This window comes from Aureimonas ureilytica, assembly GCF_001475935.1.
GTDB classification, from domain to species: Bacteria; Pseudomonadota; Alphaproteobacteria; order Rhizobiales; family Rhizobiaceae; genus Aureimonas; species Aureimonas ureilytica_A.
Genome location: NZ_LDQA01000029.1, coordinates 52,520 through 71,884, shown reverse-complemented (window position 1 = coordinate 71,884; position 19,365 = coordinate 52,520). Strand labels below are relative to the sequence as shown.

At 65.7% G+C, this 19,365-nt stretch carries 17 protein-coding genes; 11 read left to right on the top strand and 6 right to left on the bottom strand.

Annotated features, from left to right (window positions below; all coding sequences use genetic code 11):
* Positions 1–175: 175 nt before the first annotated feature.
* From NS365_RS14580 to NS365_RS14560, 5 genes are all read left to right on the top strand, one after another.
* Complete coding sequence (locus NS365_RS14580; protein WP_058601022.1) at positions 176–2,806, top strand: response regulator; 2,631 nt, start codon at positions 176–178, stop codon at positions 2,804–2,806.
* A gap of 247 nt (positions 2,807–3,053) precedes the next feature.
* On the top strand, positions 3,054–3,938 hold the full coding sequence (gene argB, locus NS365_RS14575) for an acetylglutamate kinase (protein WP_058601021.1): 885 nt from the start codon (positions 3,054–3,056) through the stop codon (positions 3,936–3,938).
* A 200-nt stretch (positions 3,939–4,138) separates the two neighbouring features.
* On the top strand, positions 4,139–5,434 hold the full coding sequence (locus NS365_RS14570) for an MFS transporter (protein ID WP_058601020.1): 1,296 nt from the start codon (positions 4,139–4,141) through the stop codon (positions 5,432–5,434).
* A 196-nt stretch (positions 5,435–5,630) separates the two neighbouring features.
* The gene (locus tag NS365_RS14565; RefSeq protein WP_058601019.1) at positions 5,631–6,815 is read left to right on the top strand and encodes an OprO/OprP family phosphate-selective porin; all 1,185 of its coding nucleotides are present in this window, start codon (positions 5,631–5,633) and stop codon (positions 6,813–6,815) included.
* Positions 6,816–6,859: 44 nt separating this feature from the next.
* Positions 6,860–7,579, top strand: a complete 720-nt coding sequence (locus tag NS365_RS14560; RefSeq protein ID WP_058601036.1) for a pyrimidine 5'-nucleotidase — start codon at positions 6,860–6,862, stop codon at positions 7,577–7,579.
* 54 nt (positions 7,580–7,633) lie between these two features.
* Here the strand turns inward: NS365_RS14560 and NS365_RS14555 are convergent, their stop codons facing one another.
* A complete protein-coding gene (locus NS365_RS14555) occupies positions 7,634–7,939 on the bottom strand; it encodes a hypothetical protein (RefSeq protein ID WP_058601018.1) in 306 nt (101 codons plus the stop codon).
* 72 nt (positions 7,940–8,011) lie between these two features.
* Entirely contained in the window at positions 8,012–8,878 is an 867-nt protein-coding gene (locus tag NS365_RS14550; protein ID WP_058601017.1) for an LOG family protein, read from the bottom strand.
* Between the two features lie 98 nt (positions 8,879–8,976).
* On the opposite strand from NS365_RS14550, the gene dapD reads away from it, so the two are divergent.
* Positions 8,977–9,825 carry a 2,3,4,5-tetrahydropyridine-2,6-dicarboxylate N-succinyltransferase gene (gene dapD, locus NS365_RS14545; RefSeq protein ID WP_058601035.1) on the top strand — a complete coding sequence of 283 codons (849 nt, stop codon included), beginning with the start codon at positions 8,977–8,979 and terminating at the stop codon, positions 9,823–9,825.
* A 419-nt stretch (positions 9,826–10,244) separates the two neighbouring features.
* Here dapD and NS365_RS14540 read toward each other — a convergent pair whose 3' ends face one another.
* On the bottom strand, positions 10,245–11,519 hold the full coding sequence (locus tag NS365_RS14540; protein WP_153003790.1) for a lytic transglycosylase domain-containing protein: 1,275 nt from the start codon (positions 11,517–11,519) through the stop codon (positions 10,245–10,247).
* 205 nt (positions 11,520–11,724) lie between these two features.
* Between NS365_RS14540 and dapE the strand changes: the two genes are divergently transcribed.
* Positions 11,725–12,918: a succinyl-diaminopimelate desuccinylase gene (gene dapE / locus NS365_RS14535; protein ID WP_058601015.1), complete on the top strand. Its 1,194-nt coding sequence runs from the start codon at positions 11,725–11,727 to the stop codon at positions 12,916–12,918.
* Positions 12,919–12,922: 4 nt separating this feature from the next.
* Positions 12,923–13,513 (top strand): hypothetical protein, encoded by a 591-nt coding sequence (locus tag NS365_RS14530; protein ID WP_058601014.1) that lies wholly within the window; start codon positions 12,923–12,925, stop codon positions 13,511–13,513.
* Here NS365_RS14530 and truA read toward each other — a convergent pair.
* The 3 genes from truA to def are packed head-to-tail and all read right to left on the bottom strand — an operon-like array spanning position 13,460 to position 15,783.
* Positions 13,460–14,281, bottom strand: a complete 822-nt coding sequence (gene truA, locus NS365_RS14525) for a tRNA pseudouridine(38-40) synthase TruA (protein WP_058601013.1) — start codon at positions 14,279–14,281, stop codon at positions 13,460–13,462. The two genes, NS365_RS14530 and truA, sit on opposite strands and share 54 nt — an antisense overlap.
* Positions 14,282–14,284: 3 nt before the next feature.
* Positions 14,285–15,226: a methionyl-tRNA formyltransferase gene (fmt, locus tag NS365_RS14520; protein WP_058601012.1), complete on the bottom strand. Its 942-nt coding sequence runs from the start codon at positions 15,224–15,226 to the stop codon at positions 14,285–14,287.
* A gap of 44 nt (positions 15,227–15,270) precedes the next feature.
* A complete protein-coding gene (gene def / locus NS365_RS14515) occupies positions 15,271–15,783 on the bottom strand; it encodes a peptide deformylase (RefSeq protein WP_058601034.1) in 513 nt (170 codons plus the stop codon).
* Positions 15,784–15,881: 98 nt separating this feature from the next.
* On the opposite strand from def, the gene NS365_RS14510 reads away from it, so the two are divergent.
* From NS365_RS14510 to NS365_RS14500, 3 genes are all read left to right on the top strand, one after another.
* Entirely contained in the window at positions 15,882–17,039 is a 1,158-nt protein-coding gene (locus NS365_RS14510; protein ID WP_058601011.1) for a DNA recombination protein RmuC, read from the top strand.
* A gap of 138 nt (positions 17,040–17,177) precedes the next feature.
* Positions 17,178–18,674, top strand: a complete 1,497-nt coding sequence (locus NS365_RS14505; protein ID WP_058601010.1) for a serine protease — start codon at positions 17,178–17,180, stop codon at positions 18,672–18,674.
* A 213-nt stretch (positions 18,675–18,887) separates the two neighbouring features.
* Positions 18,888–19,334, top strand: coding sequence for a glyoxalase superfamily protein (locus tag NS365_RS14500; protein WP_058601009.1), 447 nt, complete (start codon positions 18,888–18,890; stop codon positions 19,332–19,334).
* Positions 19,335–19,365: the final 31 nt, after the last annotated feature.

Here is a 19,365-nt window from a genome sequence, read left to right as displayed (position 1 = left end):
GACTGGTGCCTTTCGGGCGAACCTATGGTCGGCGGAAAGGCACCAGAATTGGATGCAACACGAACGGTTTGTTGGCCTTCTCGTCTTCCAAAGGCTTGTGATCGTCACAATTTGACGTCATTCCATGGTGGCCCCGAAGGGGCCGCCATTTCGATCTCAAGAGGAAGTCTGCCCCATGGCCGATCCTGTGACGAGCCGACCTGTCCCCGTCGAGACGGAGACACGGCGTCTCCTGGAAAGGTTCGATTGGTCCACGACCTCGCTCGGCCCGCGCGAAGGCTGGCCGGAGCGGATTCGCACGGTTATCGACACGGTGGTGGATTCGCCCGTGGCCAAGGTTCTCATGTGGGGGCCGGACCACGTGATGATCTATAACGATGCCTATATCGAGATCGCCGGCGCCAATCATCCGCATGCCTTCGGCGGGCGCGTGCCGAAGATCTGGCCCGAAATCTGGGACTGGAACAGCGCCATTCTGGAGGCGGGTTTCCGGGGCGAAATCCAGTCCTTCCGGGACAAGATTCTGCGCTTGAAGCGCAACGAACAGCTCGAAGACGTTTATTTCGACCTCTTCTACACGCCGATCCGCGATGTCACGGGCGGCATCGGCGGGGTGCTCTGCACCGTCCTGGAGAAGACCGACCGGATCGTCGCCGAGCGGCAGACCTTCCTGTCCAACCAGCGCTTCCGCGCCGCGATCGACGCCATCCACGGCACGATCTGGACCAACGAGGCGAGCGGGCGCATGGTCGGCGAGCAGCCCGGCTGGGCGCGGCTGACCGGACAGAGCTATGCCGACTATCAGGGACTCGGCTGGAGCAAGGCGGTTCACCCGGATGACGGTCCGGCCTCCGTCGCCGCCTGGCAGGAGGCCGTTGCAACCGGCCAGACCTTCAACCACGAGCACCGGGTTCTGGTGGCCGGCGGAGAATATCGCCGCTTCATGGTGCGTGCCGTGCCGACCTTCGACGAGGCGGGCGTGCTGCGCGAATGGGTCGGCGTCCACACGGATGTCGAGGACATGCGTGCCTACGAGGATTCGCTGCGCGAGCACGCCGAGATGCTGGAGCGGCAGGTGCGCCATCGCCAGCGCGCCGAGGAACAATTGCGCAACCTCAACGAAACGCTGGAAACCCGCGTCGTAGCGGCGCTGGAAGAGCGCCGGCAGGCGCAGGTGGCGCTGGCCCAGTCGCAGAAGCTGGAAACGATTGGCAAGCTGACGGGCGGCGTCGCGCACGATTTCAACAATCTGCTTCAGGTGGTCTCGGGCAATCTCCAGCTTCTCCAGCGCGATCTGACCGGCAACGAGCGGGCCGAGCGGCGCATCGGCAACGCCCTGGCCGGCGTCGCGCGCGGCTCCAAGCTCGCCGCGCAGCTTCTGGCCTTCGGCCGCCGGCAGGCGCTGGAGCCCAAGGTCGTCAACGTCACGCGCTTCGTGCGCGGCATGGACGACATGCTGCGCCGCGCGCTCGGCGAAGGCATCGAGATCGAAACCGTGGTCGGCGGCGGCCTCTGGAACACGTTCATCGACCCGACCCAGATCGAGAACGCGCTTCTGAATCTTGCCATCAACGCCCGCGATGCGATGGATGGCCAGGGCAAGCTGACGATCGAACTCGGCAATGCCTCGCTGGACGACACCTATGCCCGCACCCATGCCGAGGTGACGCCGGGCCAATACGTCATGCTGGCGGTGAGCGACACGGGCTGCGGCATGAGCGCCGAGATCATCGACAAGGTGTTCGAACCCTTCTTCTCCACCAAGGCGGAAGGCAAGGGCTCGGGCCTCGGGCTCTCCATGGTCTATGGCTTCGTCAAGCAGTCCGGCGGCCATGTGAAGATCTATTCCGAGATCGGCCACGGCACCACGATCAAGCTCTACCTGCCCCGAGCCGAACAGGCCGAGGACGTGGAAGTCACGATCGACAACGGGCCGATCTCCGGCGGCACGGAAACCGTTCTCGTGGTGGAGGACGACGACGAGGTGCGCGCCACCGTGGTGGAGATGCTGACCGATCTCGGCTACCGCGTGCTCAAGGCGGTGGACGCGCAGTCGGCGCTCTCGGTGGTGGAAAGCGGCATTCCGATCGACATTCTGTTCACCGACGTCGTCATGCCCGGCAAGCTGAAAAGCCCCGAGCTGGCACGCAAGGCCAAGGCGCGCCTGCCCGACCTCGCCGTGCTCTTCACCTCCGGCTACACCGAGAATTCCATCGTCCATGGCGGGCGGCTGGATTCGGGCGTCGAACTTCTGTCCAAGCCCTATACGCGTGAGGCGCTGGCGCGAAAGTTCCGCCATGTGCTTGCCAACCGCGCGCAGAAGGGCGTGCGCAAGCCCGATGTCGCCGCCCCCGCTCTCGCACCGGAAGCTCCTTCCCTGGAGACCTCCCTGCGAAGCGCCACATCCGCAGACGCCCCGGCACCGCGCCATTTCAAGCCCTGCACCGTGCTCTTCGTGGAAGACGACGCGCTGATTCGCATGAACACGGCCGACATGCTGAAGGATCTCGGCCATATCGTCGTGGAAGCGGGCAGCGCCGAAGATGCGCTGGTGGCGCTGGAAACGGCGGGCGTCGATGTTCTCGTGACCGACGTGAACCTTCCCGGCATGTCCGGCCCCGAGCTAGCCCGCCGCGCGCTGGAGCTGACGCCCGGCATGGGCATCGTCTTCGCCACGGGCGATCGCCATGTGGATGGCATCGAGCAATTCGGCGCGCGCACCGCCCTTCTGCCCAAGCCCTACGACATGAGCGATCTCGACAAGGCCGTGGCCAAGGCGAGCGCGCGTCAGCGGGTCGATGCCTAGGAGCCTGCCTCGAGAATCCACCGGGTCGGTCCGGCGAGTCTCTTCCGGCCCCGGTTTATCGTCCATCCTCGCCGACCCTCTGCCGGGGCGTTTCCAAACGGGCTCGAAGGCACGCCACTTCCCATCCGAGGCTGGTGACAGGATGAGCGTTTTTTTAGCTCATCCGTGCCCTTCCGCCCTTTGTTCCGGCCCGGTCCTGAGCTAGGAAGCGACCCGTCCTTCAGGCCTTCCCGCCCATGGAGCCGCCATGTCCGACCAGCCCCAGAATCAGGCCAGCCTTCTGGCCGAAGCCCTGCCCTTCATGCAGGCTTACGAAAACAAGACGGTCGTGGTGAAATATGGCGGCCACGCCATGGGCAATGCCGAGCTCGGCCGCGCCTTCGCCCGCGACATCGCCCTCCTCAAGCAGGCCGGCATCAACCCGATCGTCGTGCATGGCGGCGGCCCGCAGATCGGCCGCATGCTGGAGAAGATGGGCATCGAAAGCCGCTTCGAGCACGGGCTGCGCGTCACCGACGAGCGCACGGTCGAGATTGTCGAGATGGTTCTCGCCGGCTCGATCAACAAGGAGATCGTCGCTCTCATCAACGCCGAGGGCGAATGGGCGATCGGCCTGTGCGGCAAGGACGGCAACATGGTCTTCGCCGAAAAGGCCAAGAAGACCGTGGTCGATCCCGACTCCAACATCGAGCGCGTGCTCGATCTCGGCTTCGTCGGCGAGCCGGTGGAAGTCGATCGCACGCTGCTCGACCTTCTCGCCCGTTCCGAGATGATCCCGGTGATCGCGCCAGTCGCGCCCGGCCGCGACGGCTCGACCTACAATATCAACGCCGACACGTTCGCGGGCGCCATCGCCGGCGCGGTGAAGGCGGCCCGGCTTCTGTTCCTGACCGACGTTCCCGGCGTTCTCGACAAGAACGGCCAGCTCATCAAGGAGCTTTCGGTGAGCCAGGCGCGCGAGCTGATCCGCGACGGGACGATCTCCGGCGGCATGATCCCCAAGGTCGAGACCTGCATCGAGGCCATCGATCGCGGCGTCGAGGGCGTCGTGATCCTGAACGGCAAGGTGCTTCATGCCGTGCTGCTCGAACTCCTCACCGAGCATGGCGCTGGCACGCTGATCGTGCGCTGAACCCAACCCTTCCAAGCCTTGAAGCGGCCGGATCGACATCGCGTCGGTTCGGCCGTTTTCGTTTGCAGCAGGTCGTCGTGCATCCCAAGCGCCGCATTGATCAGTCTGGCATGGTTTCAGCTTGCATTGAAAGGTAACGTCAGGTACTCGGCGATCCGTACCCTGCGGTACGCTTCCCGTCATCCTGAAGGCATTGTCCCGTGTCCGCCGTTTCCGCATCCAACGCCGACGCAGCGCCCGCCAATTCGCGCGCGCGCGTTCTCTTCGCCAGCCTGATCGGCACCACGATCGAGTTCTTCGATTTCTACATCTACGCGACGGCGGCGGTTCTCGTATTTCCCAAGCTCTTCTTCCCGGCAGCCGACGCGACCTCCGCGACGCTCCAGAGCTTTGCCACCTTCGCCATCGCCTTTTTCGCGCGCCCCATCGGCGCGGCGATCTTCGGCCATTTCGGAGACCGGATCGGGCGCAAGGCGACGCTGGTCGCCGCCCTCATGACCATGGGCGTGTCCACCGTCGCGATCGGCCTTCTGCCGACCTATGCGAGCGCTGGCGTGCTGGCCCCGCTCCTGCTCGCGCTCTGCCGCCTCGGCCAGGGCCTGGGGCTCGGCGGCGAATGGGGCGGCGCGGTGCTCTTGGCGACCGAGAACGCCCCTCCCGGCAAGCGCGCGTGGTACGGCATGTTCCCGCAGCTCGGCGCGCCGATCGGCTTCATCTGCGCCACGGGCTCCTTTCTGATCCTGTCGGACATCCTGACGGATGAGCAGTTCTTCCAGTTCGGCTGGCGCATTCCCTTCATCGCCTCGGCGCTGCTCGTCTTCGTCGGCCTCTGGGTGCGCCTGAAGATTCATGAGACGCCCGCCTTCCAGAAGGCGATGGAGCGCCACGAGCGCGTCAAGGTTCCGCTCTTCGCGGTCTTCTCCGAGCACAAGGGCCGGCTTCTGGCCGGCACCTTCGCCGCGCTCGCGACCTTCGTGCTCTTCTATCTCATGACGACCTTCGTCCTCTCCTGGGGCACGACGGCGCTCGGCTATTCCCGCTCCACCTTCCTGCCGATCCAGATGCTCGGCGTCGTCTTTTTCGGTCTCGCCATTCCCGTTTCGGCCCTCATGGCCGACCGGATCGGCAGCCGCGCGACGCTGATCCTCGCCACGGTCGGCATCGGCCTGTTCGGCTTCGTGTTCCATCCGCTCTTCGGCGCGGGCACGGTCGGCAGCGTGATCGCTTTCCAGATTATCGGCTTCGCGCTGATGGGCCTGACCTACGGCCCGCTCGGCACCGCGCTGTCGGACCTCTTCCCGACCGCCGTGCGCTATACCGGCGCGTCGCTGACCTTCAATTTCGGCGGCATCGTCGGCGCCTCGCTGGCGCCCTATCTGGCAACGCGCCTGGCCACCGAACATGGTCTGGCGGCCGTCGGCTACTATCTCTCGGCCGCCGCCCTCATCACGGCCATCGCCCTCTTCGCCACCCCGCGCAAGGGCGAGTTCGCCTGATCGGGCAAAGACCCACTCGCTGATACGACCCGGCCCGGCATCGCCCTCCCGCGATGCCGGGCTTTTCTTTTGATGCGCGGCGGATGCGTTTCGCCGGCTTTGCTTCCGTCTGTGGCCTCCTCGCACTGGCCTGTGACGAAGGCCGCTGCCACCAAGGATGGAATGCCAGCGCAGGACTCATGCCAGGATGAACCCGATGTCTCGCCGCGCCCTGTTCCTCCTCGCACTCCTGTCCACCACCGCCGCGCCCGCGCTAGCGGAGGACACCAGCCCTTCGCTGGTCGAGCGCCTCGAAACCGCGCCGCAGATCGGGAGCGACGAGCGCTTCATTCGATTCTCGCCCTTCGTCCAGTTCGACGGCGGCTGGGCATCCTCCTCCCCGGGCGATCTCCTGGACCCGGCCGACCGGCGCAATGGTGAGGTTCGGCGCGGGCGGCTCTACACCGATTTCGGCTATGATGACTGGGGCGGGCGGCTGACGCTCGACTTCGCCAATTGGGAAGACGCGGCCGTCACCTATGCCTATGTGAACTACAAGATCTCGGAAGCGCTGACCGTTCAGGCCGGCTATCAGGACATTCCGTTTTCCCTCCAGAACATCATGGGCAGCCGCTCGGCCACCTTCGCCGAGGACGGGCTGAACAGCACGCTGCAACTGTCAGATGCCGTCGGCATCACAGCTTTGGCCCATGGCGAGCGCTGGAGCCTCCAGACGGGTGTCTTTGGCGGCGACATCAACGCTCAACCCTTCGACGATGGCGTGACGCTGGCCGCGCGCGCGACCTATGCGCCTTATCTCGAAGGTGGGGACGCCGTGCATCTCGGCCTCGGCCTTGCCGGCGGATTCGACCGGCAGGAGCCCTTGAGCTTCTCGGGCGGCGTCGGCACCAATCTCGTTTCGCTTTCCCCCGTCTCGACCGATGATTTCGAGAAACCGTCGAAGCTCCTGTCCCTGAACGGTGAGTTGACCGCGACGCTCGGCCGTTTCACCTTCCAGAGCGAATATACGGTGAGCCGCGTCGAGGCGGCGCGCGGCGAAGAGGCCGTCTTGCACGGCGGCTATGTCTCGGCGCTTCTCTTCCTCACCGACGACCACCGCCGTTACGAGGTGGATGGCGGCCAGTTCGAGCGTGTGAAGCCCGCCCATTCCGTCTCCAAAGGCGGCATCGGGGCTTTCGAGATCGGCGCGCGGCTGGATGCGCTCGACCTGACCGATGCCGAGGATGGCGGGGCGGAGATCGCCGGCACGGCCATCCTGAACTGGTATCCGACCGACATCCTGCGCTTCACCGCCAGCCACACCTACACGCGCGTCACCGATGGGCCGGACGAGGGCGACGAGGTGAACGCGACGCTTTTGCGCGCCGCGATTGTTTATTGACCATTCGCATTGACGCCGAACCCGCCGCCGTGTCGAAAGAAGAGATGACCGAAAACACCACGATCCTGCGCACCGCCGACGCCACGCCCGCGGACTTCTCCCATGTCACGACATGGGTCTTCGACCTCGACAACACGCTCTACCCTCGCCGCACCGACCTGTTCCGCCAGATCGACGAGCGCATGACGAGCTTCGTCGCCGAGCTTCTGAACGTGCCGGCCGACGAGGCGAAGGTTGTGCAGAAGCGCTTCTATCGCGAATATGGCACGACGCTGCGCGGCCTGATGACGGTGCACGACATCGACCCCGACGCCTTCCTGCGCTACGTCCACAATATCGACTATTCCTGGCTCTCGCCCGACCCGGAGCTGGGCGCGGAGATCGCGGCCCTGCCCGGCCGCAAGTTCATCTTCACCAATGGCGACCGGGGCCATGCCGAGCGCACGGCGCGCCAGCTCGGCATTTTCGAGCATTTCGAGGATGTGTTCGACATCGTGGCCGCCGGCCTCGTCCCGAAGCCCGCTGCCGAAACCTACGATAAGTTCATGGCCCTGCACCGGATCGACACGGCCCATGCGGCGATGTTCGAGGATCTGGCGCGCAATCTCGAAGTGCCGAAAACCTTGGGAATGCGCACGGTGCTGATCGTGCCGGAGAATTTCGAGACGGCCATCGGCGATGCCTGGGAGCACGAAGGGCGTGAGGGCGAGCATATCGACTTCGTCACCGACAATCTGACGCATTTCCTGCGCTCGATCCGCTGACGCAAAAAGGCCGGAGCGCAACGCCCCGGCCTCAAACACTTCGTTTCGAATGGCCTACGAGCCGAGAATGGAGCGGTCGGGCCGCACCAGCGACGCCATGCCGCCCGTTGCCCGGTCTTCCATCATGTTCAGCTCGGCCCGGCCTGCGCCGGCGCGCTTGTTCTGGTTGAAGATCGCGTCCATCTGCTCGTTGGCATAGACGGCGTCGCCGCTTTTCGAGGCTTCGCGTGCCGCCCGACTTTCGGGGTCGAGATCGGTCGGCGAAGCTTTCGCGCCCGTCTCGTCCTCCTGGATCGTTTCGGGCACGTCCATGTTCTGCTGACGGCGCATCATCGCGGAATCGGTATCGAACTCGCCCATGGCTAATTTCCTTCCCTCAAGATTTATGGCTTGGGAGAAAAACGTCGCGGGATGGGCCGGGTTCCGGCCGGATCAGAACTCGTAATAGCTGCGGATGATATCCCAGCCCTGTTCGGCCGTATCCACAAAATGGATGAGGCCGAGATCGTCGGGGGCGATCGTGCCTTCCTGCGCCAGGAATTCGAAATCCACCACGCGCCGCCAGAAACTTTCGCCGAACAGCACCACCGGAATGCGCGCCATGCGCCGGGTCTGGATCAGCGTCAGCGCCTCGAACAATTCGTCCATCGTGCCGAAGCCGCCGGGGAAGATCGCCATGGCCTTGGCGCGCAAGAGGAAATGCATCTTGCGGATCGCGAAATAATGGAAGTTGAAGCAAAGCTCCGGCGTCGCATAGGGATTGGGCGCCTGCTCGTGCGGCAGCGTGATGTTGAGCGCGATGGACACCGCGCCGACATCGGATGCGCCGCGATTGCCCGCTTCCATGACGCCCGGCCCGCCGCCGGTGACGATCACGAATTCCTTGCCGCCGGATGAGTTGGCTGAATGGCGCGAGGCGAGTTGCGCGAAGCGCCGGGCCTCGTCGTAGTAATGGCTGTTGGCGCGTAGCCGCTCGGCCTGTTCCGGCGTGCGGGCCGCCCAGGGATCGTGGCCGGGCTCGGGGATGCGCGCGCCGCCGAAGAGCACGACGGTGGACAGGATGCCCGCTTCCGTCAGCGCCATGTCGGGCTTCATCAGTTCCAGTTGCAGCCGGACGCCGCGCATCGGCTCGGAGGCGAGAAAGTCCGGGTCGTCATAGGCAAGGCGATAGGTCGGCGAGAGGGTCTGGGGCGTGCGGGGCTTGGCCGTCTGACGCGCCCGATCCTCGCCCGAAGTTGGAAAAGGCGAAAAGGCTTCTTCGCCCTCTGCACCCGAAAGAAGGTCCTTGTCGGTTTCCATCGCCACGCGCCATCGTCCTCGCGTTGATTGTCCAGGGGGCTTCCAATAGAGGAAGCGTCATGCCCGAAGCTTTCACGCCGCTACACAAGGACGCACGGATGACCGACCACGCCCAGCTTGAACAGATCATCGAAACCGCCTTCGACAACCGGGACTCCGTCAACGCGCAGACCCAAGGCGAGGTTCGCGACGCGGTAAACGAGGCGCTGAACGGACTCGACCGAGGCGCGCTCAAGGTCGCGACGCGCGGCGGCGACGGTCAATGGACCGTGCATCAATGGCTGAAGAAGGCCGTGCTCCTGTCCTTCCGTCTGAACGACATGGAACTCGTCTCCGGCGCGCCGGGCGGGGCGAACTGGTGGGACAAGGTGCCCTCGAAGTTCGACGGCTGGACGGAAACGCAGTATCGCGAGGCCGGCTTTCGGGCCGTGCCGGGCGCGATCGTGCGCCGCTCCGCCCATATCGGCAAGAACGCCATCCTGATGCCGAGCTTCGTCAATCTCGGCGCCTCGGTCGGTGAAGGCACGATGGTGGACACCTGGGCGACCGTCGGCTCCTGCGCGCAGATCGGCGCGCATGTGCACCTCTCCGGGGGCGTGGGCATCGGCGGCGTGTTGGAGCCGCTTCAGGCCGGCCCGACCATCATCGAGGACAATTGCTTCATCGGCGCACGTTCGGAAGTCGTGGAAGGCTGCATCGTGCGCGAGGGCTCGGTTCTCGGCATGGGCGTCTTCATCGGCCAGTCCACCAAGATCGTGGACCGCGAGACGGGCTCCATCACCTATGGCGAAGTGCCGCCCTATTCCGTCGTCGTCGCTGGCTCGCTGCCGGGCAAGCCGATGGGCAATGGCGAGGCCGGCCCGGCGCTTTATTGCGCGGTGATCGTCAAGCGCGTGGACGAGCGCACCCGCTCCAAGACGTCCATCAACGATCTCTTGCGCGCCTGATCGAAGAGGGGATGCACGGCGCAAGACAGCGCCGTGCATTCGACGGCATTCTCCGAGAGATCGTTTTGGAAGCCCTTCGAGCGATCGCTGTGGGGGTTTCCGCTTTGCGGAGCGACAACGAACGCGGCCTCTACCAGGAGCAGGAGCCGAAATCGGAGAAGCAGCCCGGATGGAGAGCGCCATCGGGCCGCGCACGGACGGACTTTCGACACAGTTCCATCTCCCGCCCAGCGCATCCAGAGCCGCAGCGGCCCAGCGTTCCGCCGACATATCGCGGCGGCTTTTCGGGCCGCGACTGGTGCCGCACTTCCCTGTCCTCACGCGCCTTCCCAACCGCGCATGAAAAAAGCCGGGACGAACCCGGCTTTATTATTTCCTTGCGATGGCTGCCCGTCCGAGCGGGCGCACGCTTGGCAATCTTACTGTGCGGGCCGCGTCGAGGCATCGAAGGCGCCGCCGAACCGGTCACGGTCGATCTCGGGCTGCGAGCGATGGGTCACGCGGCTGCCATCGGGCGCGCCGGCTTCGGCCGGCTGCGGGGCGATCAGCGGCGGGATATGATTTTCAGCGAGGCGGATGATCGGGCGCGGCGCGGGGACGGGCGCCGACACGGCGGCGATCGCGCCGCTCGTGGCTTCGTCCGTGCCGGTCAGAGCCGTTGCGGCGGCCGGAGCGTTGGTGGATTGCGGCCTGGAAAGCGTCGCGGCGACGGTCGGCTTGACCTCGCCGCGCGCTTCGGCCGGATGGGCAGCGACGGCGCGGGCGACGAGGCCCTTGCGCACGGTCGGCTCGACGGCAGCGACGAGCGAGGCGGTGTCCGACATGGCCGGAGTCTTGCGCGAGCGGATCTCCGCCATGTGGCGCTTGACGTTGGAGCAGTAGACGCTGGCGGATTTGGACATGACCGTGGTCCGGTGTCCGCCCTTGTACTTCATCGCCGTGCGGCAGATGTCACCATTGCCTTCTTCGTAGGCGCCCTTGAGATAGCGCATGCCGTAGCGAAGATTGGTTTCAGGATCGAGCAGGGCTTCCGCCGGGCCGGAGAAACCGAGGCCCCGCGCCGTGGCGGGCTTGATCTGCGACAGGCCGTAGACGCCGGCGCCGCGAGCGCGCGGATTGTAATGGCTTTCGACGCGCACCACGGCATAGGCCAGTTCGCGTGGAATCTCGTTTTCGTCGGCGGCGGCGGCGATCATGCGGTCGATCTTGGGATCGCCCGTGATCGTGTCCTTGGCGGCCTGCGCGACGTTCTGGATCGTGGCGGCGGACACATTGGCGACGGCGACGGCTTTTTCACCGACCCGCACCGCGCCGGCTACGACGCTGTTCTTGGCGGCGACGGCGGTGCCATAGGCGCGGCTGCCGAGGGAGGGCTTGGCCTCTGCGACCTCGGCGCGGGCAGCGACGACGCGCCCGCCCTTCTGTTCGGTCTGTTCGGCGCTCTTCTCGCTCGGCTTGGCGGAGGGAGCGATGACGCGGGTCGGACCGTTGTCGTTCTTGGCGATCTGCACGACTTCGGACTTGGTGCCCGACGTCTTGGTGGGGGAGATGTCAGCGGTGCCGCTGAGCTTGTCTCCGTCGGAGACACATGCCGAAAGCATCAAAGGTGCGAGGAGGGCCAGAGAGGCCACCGAAACCATACGGCCGGAACGCGCGCGAGCGATCCGGGCTCCTTCGGCCCATTGATGCGTCATGCAGGAATCCCCTCAGCTATTTCGCTCGGTGGGAAGCCTTCGTGACCAAACCCGGCCGAAACGTGGCAGGGCTGGGTCAAAGGTTACCGACCGTTCACAAAGATTAGCGCATCGTGACCAAAAAGCACCACCCCCAAAAAACGAAGAATCCAGCCTGTGGACAAGTTCAGTGGCGAAGCGGCTTTCGGCGCGTTAGAAAACAGTCATGAGCACGACCCTTCTCGACCCCGCCGACAACCTCTCCCGCCTTCTGCGCTGCGCCTCTGTGACCCCCGAAGACGCAGGGGCTCTGGGCACGCTGGAGGCTATGCTGAAGCCTTTGGGATTCCTCGTGGAACGCCCGATTTTCGAGGCCGATGGAACCCCCGCCATCGAGAACCTTCTGGCGATTCGCGGCCAGGCCGGACCGCACCTGTGCTTTGCCGGACACACTGATGTCGTGCCGCCCGGGCCCGACGCCGATTGGTCGCAGCCGCCCTTCGCCGCAATCGTTAAAGATGGAGAGATCTACGGCCGGGGCGCTGTGGATATGAAGGGGGGAATCGCCTGCTTCGTGGCCGCCGTCGCGCGACTCGAATCGAAGGGCGCGCTGCCCGAAGGCCGCCTGTCCTTCCTGATCACAGGCGACGAAGAAGGGCCGGCCATCAACGGCACGGTGAAGCTGCTCGCCCATGCCGAACAGGCGGGGCACCGCTTCGACGCCTGTCTTCTCGGCGAGCCGACCAATCCCGAAGCGCTTGGCGACATGATCAAGATCGGCCGACGCGGCTCGTTCTCGGGCGTCGTCACGCTGAACGGGCGGCAGGGCCATGTCGCCTATCCCCACCTCGCCGACAATCCGATGCGCCGCCTCGCCCTCGTCCTCGCCGCCTTGCAGAACACGCCGCTGGATGGCGGCACGGAGCGGTTCCAGCCGTCCAATCTGGAAGTGACGACGGTGGACACGGGCAATTCGGCCAGCAACGTCATCCCCGCGCGGGTCGCCATCCGTTTCAACATCCGCTTCAACGATCACTGGACGCCCGAGACGCTGCGCGCCGAAGTGCTGCGACGAATCGAAACAGCTCTTTCCGGCGTCGCACCGGGCCGGGACGTGGCGGATCTCTACGAGATGACATGGCGCGAGCCGGTGTCGGATGTGTTCGTGACGGCGCCCGGCCCCTTGGTGGAAGAGCTTTCGGACGCGGTGGAGGCGGTGACGGGTCGCCGGCCCGAATTGTCCACCTCGGGCGGAACCTCGGACGCGCGCTATATCAAAAACCATTGCCCGGTGGTCGAATTCGGACTTGTCGGCAAGACGATGCATATGGCCAATGAACGTGTCGCCCTATCGGACCTCGAAACGCTGACGGCTATCTATGAGACCTTCCTCACCCGCTGGTTCGCCGCCCAGTCCTGATTTCATGCCGAGTCTGGCCGAGATCGCGCGCTACTTCACCGGAGCCGCGCGCCTCATGGCCGGGCGGCGCGACGGGCTGTCGCTTCTCGACATCAGCGCCGACGGGTTCTGGCGATCCTTCGCCGCGCTCGTCGTCGCCCTGCCGCCGACGGTTCTGTCCTGGCTGGAATATGAAAGCGTCGAGCGGCCGCCCTTTGCGGGACATCTCGGGCGCTTCTCGACCTATGGCGCCCATGCGCTGGCCGATCTGACGGCCTGGCTTCTGCCGATCCTGATCATGGCGTCCTTCGCGCGCGTGCTCGGCTTCTCACGGAAGATGGTGCCCTTCGTGGTCGCGACGAACTGGGGCGGCGCGTTTCTCGCCTGGGTCTTCTCGCCCTTCTTCCTGCTCCTGCTGCTGACGGGACCGAGCGACCTGACGGCGCTGCTCGGACTCGTCGTCGCCATCGCCTCGATCGTCTTGAGCGTGCGGCTGATCGCCAACGCGACGGGCACCGACATTCCCATGTCCGTCGCCATCGTCACGATGATGGTCTTCGTCTCACTCCTCTCCTACGCCGCCGTCTCCGATCTCGTCGGCGTGCCCATAGCCTGAGCGAAGCGGCGGGTCTCCCGGCGCTGCATAGTCGACGCGGGTGAGATACAGCCCGTCGGGCGGCGCGACCGGGCCGCAGCGCTTGCGGTCGCGCGATTCCAGCGCGGCCACCAGATCCCCGTCGCTCCAGCGATGCTCACCGACGAGCTTCAGGGAGCCGGCGAAGGAGCGGATCTGGTTGTGCAGGAAGGACTGCGCCGAGGCATGGATATGCACCTCGTCGCCGGGTCCGCGCACCACATCCAGCCGTTCCAGCGTGCGCACCGGGCTTTTCGCCTGACAGTTCACCGAGCGGAACGTGTTGAAATCATGGGTGCCGAGAAGGTGCTTGGCCGCGCGGTCCATGGCCTCGACATCCAGCGCCTTCCAGCACCACCAGACCTGGCCTTTCAGGATGCTCGGCGGCGGGCGGCGGTTCAGTATGCGATAGAGATAGTGCCGCTTGCGGGCTGAGAAGCGCGCGTCGAAATGATCGGGCACCAGCTCGGCCGAGAGGATCGCGACGCCCCCCTCCTCGCGCAGCCGCGCGTTCAGCGCGTCGCGCACCGTGTCGGTCCGCCAGAGCTTAGGGATATCGACATGGGCCACCTGCCCCGTCGCGTGGACGCCGGCATCCGTGCGCCCCGCGCCGAACAGCGTGACATCCTCGCTGCAAAAGGCTTTCAGCGCGATCTCGACCGTTTCCTGAACCGACATGCCGTTTTTCTGGCGCTGCCAGCCGCAATAGGCCGTGCCGTTATATTCGATGGTGAGCTTGTAGCGAGGCATGAGCTATCCGAGCCGCGTGCCGGCCGGCACGGCCGTGCCGCGCAGGAAGACCTCCGCCGGGCCGGCCTTGCCGCCAGCGCGCTGCACATCAAAAAGGCGTACCGCCCCCTCCCCCGCCGCGATCAGGAGCCGGTCGTCCAAGGCCGCGCCGGGTTCGCCGGTGCCATCAGAGGCTTCCGCGCGCAGCATCTTCAGGCGCTCGCCCGACAACGTGGTCCACGCGCCGGGAAAGGGTGAGAAGGCGTTGATGCGGCGCGCGATCTCGGAGGCCGGGCGCGTCCAGTCGATCTCGGCCTCACCCTTCTCGATCTTGCGGGCATAGAGCGTGTCGCGCCCCGTGCGCGCGGCGATGGCGTCCTGCGGCTCGAAGCGGAGCGTGTCGGCTTCGAGTTCGGCCAGCGCCCGCACCATCAACCGGGCGCAGGACTCGGACAGGCGGTCGTGCAACTCGCCGGCCGTCTCACGCGCGCCGATGGCGAGCGTGTCGGTCAGCGCCACCGGGCCGGTGTCGAGCCCGGCTTCCATGCGCATCACCATCATGCCCGTTTCGGCATCGCCCGCCTCGATGGCGCGCTGGATGGGTGCGGCCCCGCGCCAGCGCGGCAGAAGCGAGCCATGGCCGTTCAGCGCGCCGAGGCGCGGCGCATTCAGAACCGCCTGCGGCAGAAGCAGCCCATAGGCGACGACGACGGCGACATCGGCCTGGAGCGCGGCGAAATCGGCCTGCTCCTCCGCACCTTTCAGCGAAACGGGCGTGAGGATCTGGATCCCCAGCCGCTCGGCCTCAAGCGCGACGGGCGAGGGCGTCGGCGCGAGGCCCCGCCGACCGGCCGGGCGTGGCGGCTGCGAATACACGGCCGCGATCTCGTGGCCGGCGTCCGCGAGGGCGCGGAGCGTCGGAACGGAAAAGGCGGGTGTGCCCATGAAGACGACGCGCAGCGTCATGATCTCGCCCTTATGCAGGATGGCGCGCGGACGGCGGTGGCGCGTCAGAGCGTCTTCTTGGCCGCCTTGGTGAACTTGCGGATCACCATGTCGCGCTTGAGCTTGGAAATATGGTCGATGAAGAGGACGCCGTTGAGGTGGTCCATCTCATGCTGCAGGCAGGTGGCGAGCAGCCCGTCGGCCTCGATCTCGCGCGTTTCCCCGGTCAAATCCTGAAAGCGCACGCGCACCGTCGCCGGGCGTTCGACCTCGGCGTAATAGTCGGGGATCGACAGGCAGCCTTCCTCGTAGACCGAGCGCTCGTCGGACGAGGCGAGGATTTCCGGGTTCACGAAGATCTGCGGCTGCTTCTCCTCGTCTTCCTTGGCGAGGTCGATCACCAGCATCCGCAAGGGCTCGCCCACCTGAATGGCGGCCAGCCCGATGCCCGGCGCGTCATACATGGTTTCCAGCATGTCGTCGGCGAAACGGCGCACCGATTCGTCGATGCGCGCCACCGGCTCGGACACGCGGCGAAGGATGGGATCGGGGAGGATGACGAGAGGCTTGACGGTCATGTCCGTCAGGTAAACGCAGGCGCGGGAGCGGTCAACAGAGCGCGCTATGTTCTCCTTTTGATCTGGTGCATGTCGGACGAATCGCATAGGCTCCTTCCATGCGCTTCGCTGACCTCGCCGGCCTTCTCGACACGCCTTTGTTCGCTCTCGGCCAGCGCCCGGTGAGCCTCGGCGAAGCTTTGGTCGTGGCGGTTGCGCTCTGGCTCGTCTGGCGCGTCCTGCGCCGGTTTCGCCAGCCCGAAGGCTTCGACGGCGAGGGGGTGGACGCGCTCCTTCGCGCGCAGGTCGAGCTGGCCGGCCGTGTTCATTCCATGGGCGAGATGCTGGGCGCGCGGCAGGCGGAGCTGGCCCGCAGCGTCGCCGAGCGGCTGGACGGGATGGGCCACCGCGTCGGCCGCTCGCTGTCGGACGCGCAGGTCCAGACCGGCGAAACACTGACGCGGCTGGCCGAGAGGCTGGCGGTGATCGACCGTGCGCAGGGCGAAATCCGGGGGCTCGCCGGGGAGGTCGTTCGGCTTCAGGATATTCTCGCCAACAAGCAGGCGCGCGGGGCCTTCGGGCAGGCGCGCATGGAAGCCATCGTCATGGATTCGCTGCCGCGCGGCGCCTATTCCTTTCAGGCGACGCTCTCCAACGGCAAGCGGCCGGACTGTCTCATTCCCATGCCGAACGGCGCGCCGTCGCTGGTGATCGACGCGAAATTCCCGCTGGAATCCTGGAACGCCTTTCGCAATGCCCCGAGCGACGAGCAGCGCGATGCCGCCGCGCAGCGCCTGCGCCGCGACATGGACATGCATATCAAGGCCGTCTCCGAGAAGTACCTCCTGCCGGGCGAGACGCAGGACACGGCCTTCATCTTCCTCCCCTCCGAATCGGTCTTCGCGGAGTTGAACGAGCATTTCGAGGACGTGATCCGCCGCGCCCACCGCGCACGTGTGGTGATTGTGTCACCCTCGCTTCTGATGCTGTCGATCGAGGTCGTGAAGGCCCTGTTGAAAGATCAAAGAATGCGGCAGGAAGCGGGCAGGATTCAGAAGGAAGTCATTCTTCTGACCGAAGATCTGCAAAGGCTGGACGTGCGCGTTTCGGCGCTTCGAACCCACTTTTCTCAAGCCGGCCGGGATGTCGATCAGATCCTGACCACGACGGAGAAGCTGGTGCGGCGCGGAACGCGAATCGGCAGTCTCGAACTGGAACCGGGCGAACCCTTTCGCCCAGCCGAGAGCGGCAGGGGAGGTCATCAGGCTGATCGTTAAATTCCGAGGGTTTCCCCCAAAGAATCGGCAACCGAGGAAAAAATCCGACAGCCAATTCTTGACAATCTGCTAACGTGTCGGGATCGAAAATGCTTCCGCCGCGTTTTCCACAGGACTGGAAATTCGGGGACTTACCTCATGCGTGGTATGTTGAAGGCAGTTCTGGCAAGTCTCGTGCTCTGCGCGTCGCCGGCGGCTCTTCCGGCCATGGCAACGCAAGCCCTCGCCAGCACGGATTTGGCTTCGGCCTATAATGACAATACCGACGCGGCCTTCCGCATCGGCCTCCAGACGCGCCTCGCCTGGACGGGAGACTATGACGGCACGTTCGACGGGCGCGTCGGACCTCAGACATTGCGCGCCATTCGCGATTTTCAAGCCCGCACCGGGTTCAAACCCGATGGCGTGATGACCGACGCCTTCCTCAAGAAGGTGATCGCCGAGAGCGACAAGGTGCGCGACGGACTCGGCTACCGGCTCGTGCGTGACGACCGCACCGGCGTCCGCGTCGGCCTGCCCGGCGCGCTCGTCTCCCCCGCCGGCGAAACCGAAGTCGGTTCCGTCTGGCGCTCGGCCGATAGCGGCGTCGAGATCGAGACGGTTCGCTTCCATGACGAGGGCTACTCGCTTCAGGGCGTCTTCAACGTCCTGTCCACGGATGGCGACAACAAGACGGTCTCTTCCTCCACGCTGTCCAACGATGGCTTCACCATTCGCGGTCAGGAGGACGGGCGTTCCTTCCTGATCCGCTTCGCCGATCGCAACGGTGATCTGCGCGGCTTCTCTGTCGCCTGGGACAAGGGGCACGAAGCGGCCATCAAGCCCTATACGGTGGTCGCCTCCAATGCTTTCGACCCGTTCGCGGGCGAGCCGCATAGCGAGGAACTTGGCCCCATGGCCAAGCTCTTCCGCTCGGGCCGCGCTGAAGGTGTCGCCTTTGGCGAGCATGAAACGCAGACCGCGACGCCGCCCGCCGGCGAGCCCCAAGGCCCGGCGCTCGCGGCCCCCGGCTTCGACTCGTCGGGCACCGGGTTCGTCGTGTCGAAGGACGGCTGGCTGCTGACCAACGCGCATGTCGCCAAGAGCTGCAAGACCGTTCTGGTCGGCGATCTCGGCGCGGCGTCCAAGGTGGTGGTGGACGAGGGGCACGATCTAGCCCTCCTGAAGGTCGATGCCCCGGTCGGCAAGCCGCTGCCCATCGTCACCAACAAACCGCGTCTGGGCGAGGACATTCTCGCCCTCGGCTTCCCGCTGCGTTCCATCCTGGCCGATAGTCTCAACGTGACGCGCGGCAACATCTCCTCGCTCATGGGGCTGATGAACGACGCGAACTACCTGCAGATTTCGGCCCCCGTGCAGCCCGGCAATTCGGGCGGCCCGCTGGTGGACTTGGCCGGCCGCGTCGTCGGCGTCGTCACCGCCAAGCTCAACGCCGTGGCCGTTGCCGATCTGACGGGCGACATTCCGCAGTCCATCAACTTCGCGATCCGCCCGGACGCCGCCACCCGCTTCCTCGACCAGCACAAGGTCGCCTATCAGACGGCCGATGCCAAGGCCGCGCTGGAAAGCGTGCCGGACGCGACGGCCAAGGTGCAGGAGTCGATCTATCCCGTGCTCTGCCTCGGCACGAAGTAAATCCGCCAGATACAACAAGGCGGCCTTTGACGGGCCGCTTTGTTGCGCGCTATGATGACGGCCACGGGCTGGAGAGCCCCGGCCGTCCGCAGGCTGACAGCCCTTGGTGAAGCTCTCCGATCGAACAGCGTCCAACGGTCATCCCTTGTGGCATGTCGCGGGCGGCAACGCGGACTCCCCTCGCATATCGACATGCACCGAGCGGAGACCCTTATGACACGTTCCCCCAGGCCCCTCCCTGCCCTCGACGGGCTGAAGGATCAGGCCAAGCGTCTGCGCGCCGCACTCAGCGAGGACGGCCAGACCCTGTCTCATTCCAAGTCGCTGGAGCTTGTCGCCGCCCAGCACGGCTTTCGAGACTGGAACACGCTTCACGCCCATATCGGCAATCGCGGCGCCTTCGACCCGTACCGCCTGGGCGCGCGCGTCAAAGGCTTCTATCTCGGCCAGCCCTTCGAGGCGTCGGTCCTCGGCGTCGAGGCGCTGGGGAGCGAGAGCGGTCGCTATCGCCTCGTGCTCCAGTTCGACGAGCCCGTCGATGTCGTGACGTTCGACAGTTTCTCCGCCTTTCGCCAGCGCGTGTCCTGCCGTGTCGACGGCACGGGGCGCACGATGGAGAAGACATCGAACGGACGGCCGCAGGTCGAGTTGCTCTGGTAGGCCCGCCCGGACGTTGCGAGCGAGCATCGAA